General features: G+C 61.2%; 3 protein-coding genes. All 3 read right to left on the reverse strand.

All coding sequences use genetic code 11. The features are described from left to right. Positions 1 to 325: 325 nt before the first annotated feature. The 3 genes from U9980_RS17810 to U9980_RS17820 all read right to left on the reverse strand — a co-directional run bounded on the left by U9980_RS17810 (position 326) and on the right by U9980_RS17820 (position 2,371). Complete coding sequence (locus U9980_RS17810; protein ID WP_322768954.1) at positions 326 to 964, reverse strand: SCO family protein; 639 nt, start codon at positions 962 to 964, stop codon at positions 326 to 328. Positions 965 to 1,730: 766 nt separating this feature from the next. After that, positions 1,731 to 2,129: a type II toxin-antitoxin system VapC family toxin gene (locus U9980_RS17815; RefSeq protein WP_322768952.1), complete on the reverse strand. Its 399-nt coding sequence runs from the start codon at positions 2,127 to 2,129 to the stop codon at positions 1,731 to 1,733. Continuing rightward, positions 2,114 to 2,371, reverse strand: a complete 258-nt coding sequence (locus U9980_RS17820) for a type II toxin-antitoxin system prevent-host-death family antitoxin (protein WP_322750747.1) — start codon at positions 2,369 to 2,371, stop codon at positions 2,114 to 2,116. Before U9980_RS17820 ends, U9980_RS17815 begins: the two co-directional genes overlap by 16 nt. Positions 2,372 to 2,672: the final 301 nt, after the last annotated feature.

Below are 2,672 nucleotides of genomic sequence, written 5' to 3' on the forward strand. Positions count from 1 at the left end.
GTCGCGAACAGCGTGAGAGCGATGACAACGATTGCTGCCGAGACAAGGGCAGACAGCAAGATCGTTCCTTTCACATTACGGGCATCAACTACAACCCGTGATCGGGTGGTGAGCTACCGGACTCCGTGGTGGATGGTTCGACTGCGAGGTGTTAGCAGAAGGAAATTTCCGGACCAGTTCCCAGTTCAGGCCGGCCCGCGGCGCCTTCCGCCACGGGTGTGTTCACAGGCCACTTGTGCAAGCGTTCCTCGGGCTTCGGAGCTCCTCCGCAACAGACCGCACGTACATGTTCGGCGAACGTGAGGTATGTACGAGCGGACGCCGCCTACATTCGGTTTTCAAGCAGAAGGGGAATATCATGTGAATAGTTGGCGACGGTTGCGTTCGCGAGATATCCCACACGTGCTGTACCGTCCGGACTGAAGGCGGTCACCTGAGACACGTGCTCCACCGTCCAGCTCCCGTCAGGTGCCTGCTCAGGGCGGATGGTCGGGAGCCCGAGAGCAGTGGCGTAGCCTGCGATGTCCGTCCAATTCCCGGTGAGACCGATGAAGGAGGCATCGAACTGGTTGAGCCATTGGCGGATGATCTGAGGTGAGTCACGGTCAGGATCTGTCGTGACGAAGACCAAAGTGGTCCTTGCTCGAACGGCCGGAGTCTGTTGGTTGAGGGCCGCGGCGATATCGGCTACCGTTGTCGGACAGACGTCCGGACAGTGGGTGTAGCCGAAGAACACGAACGTCAGCCTGCCCGCGGTTTCCGACCGCACATCGAATGGAGATCCGTTCGTGTCGATGAGGTGAGTGGTCGGCGCGACGACCGCAGGAGTCAGCGGACGGCCCGCGAGGGACACGGTTGCGCGTGCCTGCTGCCCGGCCGTGGCTGTTGATCCAGATGATGACCCGCATGCCGAAGCAGCCAGAACCATTGCAGCGCCGGCGATCGCGACGTTCACGCGACGCATGGATACGCGGTCACGCCGCCACGAGCCGACCTTGTCGCCGTGTAGCCAACCCCAAAGAACGGCCACTTCCAGGTCATCCCCCCACGCGCTCCCCACTCCATCGGTCGACGAATCGGCTCCTGGTTACGTACTGTCGATCGATGTAGTACGTTCTGCAAATGCGTTCCACGTGACCTGTCGGAGTCCGGCCCCCACCGGTCACCGAAGGATCTTCACGCCAAACCCAAGTTGAATGGTGCATGTCGTGACGTCCCCCCAAAAAAGCGGTCCGCGGCCGATGCTAGCAGGAGCCACGGCCTCTGTCTCAGGGCAGCTAAATCAACGCATCCACTGCCACTCGACCCAGGCAGCGCCGTTTGAGCGGCAAAGAAACAGCGTTTCGCTTGCCACCCAGGTCGACCCACAGTCGCGTTCGACGGTTCTTGCCAGCGGATTCGGCCGGATCATGACCACATCCGAGGAAGATCCTGCGTGGCCACGCGGTAGACATTCACCAGGATGTAGCCAGGTGATTGCAGTAACTCGCCGTGTTGATGAATTAGTGTCTGACGATCGAGATTCTCATGTGGAAGTTGCCGGCTCCAGGACGGATTGATGACCAAGGGTAATGAGCGACGGGCTCGAGCCTGGCACACCAACAGCCGCATCGAACATCTATTTATCATTACTCTGGGAGTAGATTCGGTTGCCTTTAGCCACCCGCTACACCTTTGCCACGCTCGTTGAGACCTCGGTCACTTCGCTCCGGCCGCGAAGTGATGGACGCCTACGGTTCCAGTGCGAGAACATCTGGAAGATCAGCAAAGCGTGCCTTGGAATCACGACTGATAATGATCCGTCCAGTCTCGGCCGCATGGGCCGCGATGATCAGATCGTGGGCGCCGCGATGGCGTCCGATCCGCCGCGAGGCCGCAATGAGGCGCGCATGATAAACGGCCGTGCTCTCTGTGTAGTCGAGTACGTCCAGCACGGACGTCATGGCGGACAACGATCGTGAACGATCGGCGGCTCTGACTGCGGTGTCGGCGAGCTCGATCCCGACGCGGTACTCAGCGATCGACACGGCCGCGACTGCGAGTTCGTCATCGTCCAGGGCGGACCGATCAATAGCTCCTCGTTCGTAGGCAATCAGGATGTTGGTGTCGAGGATCAGGCGGCGGCCCATGGGTCACCCTCGTCCGCCCTCAGGTAACCGACCGCCGCCGCGACGCTCTGCTCGAAGGCGTCGTCCGGCGGCCTGATGCCGACGAGCGCAGCTCGAAGATCAGCGCCAGTCTTTCGACGCGCCGGCCCAATCTCCGCAACAGGATGATTACCACGTGTAATAATGATGGTTTCACCGGCCTCGATCGCGTCAAGCAAGTCCGAGAACCTCCGAGACGCCTCGGTCGCCGTGATGGTTCGCATGGTCTCCATGCTATCTGAAAATCAGATGCTTCTGTCGCCCCGTACGCGCCGGGCGGTCTCGTCGAGCCGCCGGAGGCACCTGTGGGCTGCGCCGAGGCGATTGCGCCTCCGATCAGACACCTCTATGGGTATCGGCTCGAGGCCGGCGCGACCGGGACCCTGGTGACGTCATACTACGATTGGAGCCAGATCGGGGAGCAGTACCGCGACACGGGCATCCTCCCAGTCATCCCCGAAGCCGCCCTGCGCGCGACCCTCGGCATCCTTGCGAGGACCGTGAAGTAGAGATGTCTCGGCCTTT

It is taken from the genome of Protofrankia sp. Cr1, assembly GCF_963555865.1.
In the GTDB taxonomy this organism is placed as follows: Bacteria; Actinomycetota; Actinomycetes; order Frankiales; family Frankiaceae; genus Protofrankia.

What these genes read in the sequence shown, in the direction of transcription:
- U9980_RS17810 (WP_322768954.1), bottom strand. Translation starts at nt 964, where the DNA reads ATGCGTCGCGTGAACGTCGCGATCGCCGGCGCTGCAATGGTTCTGGCT.
- U9980_RS17820 (WP_322750747.1), bottom strand. Translation starts at nt 2,371, where the DNA reads ATGCGAACCATCACGGCGACCGAGGCGTCTCGGAGGTTCTCGGACTTG.
- U9980_RS17815 (WP_322768952.1), bottom strand. Translation starts at nt 2,129, where the DNA reads ATGGGCCGCCGCCTGATCCTCGACACCAACATCCTGATTGCCTACGAA.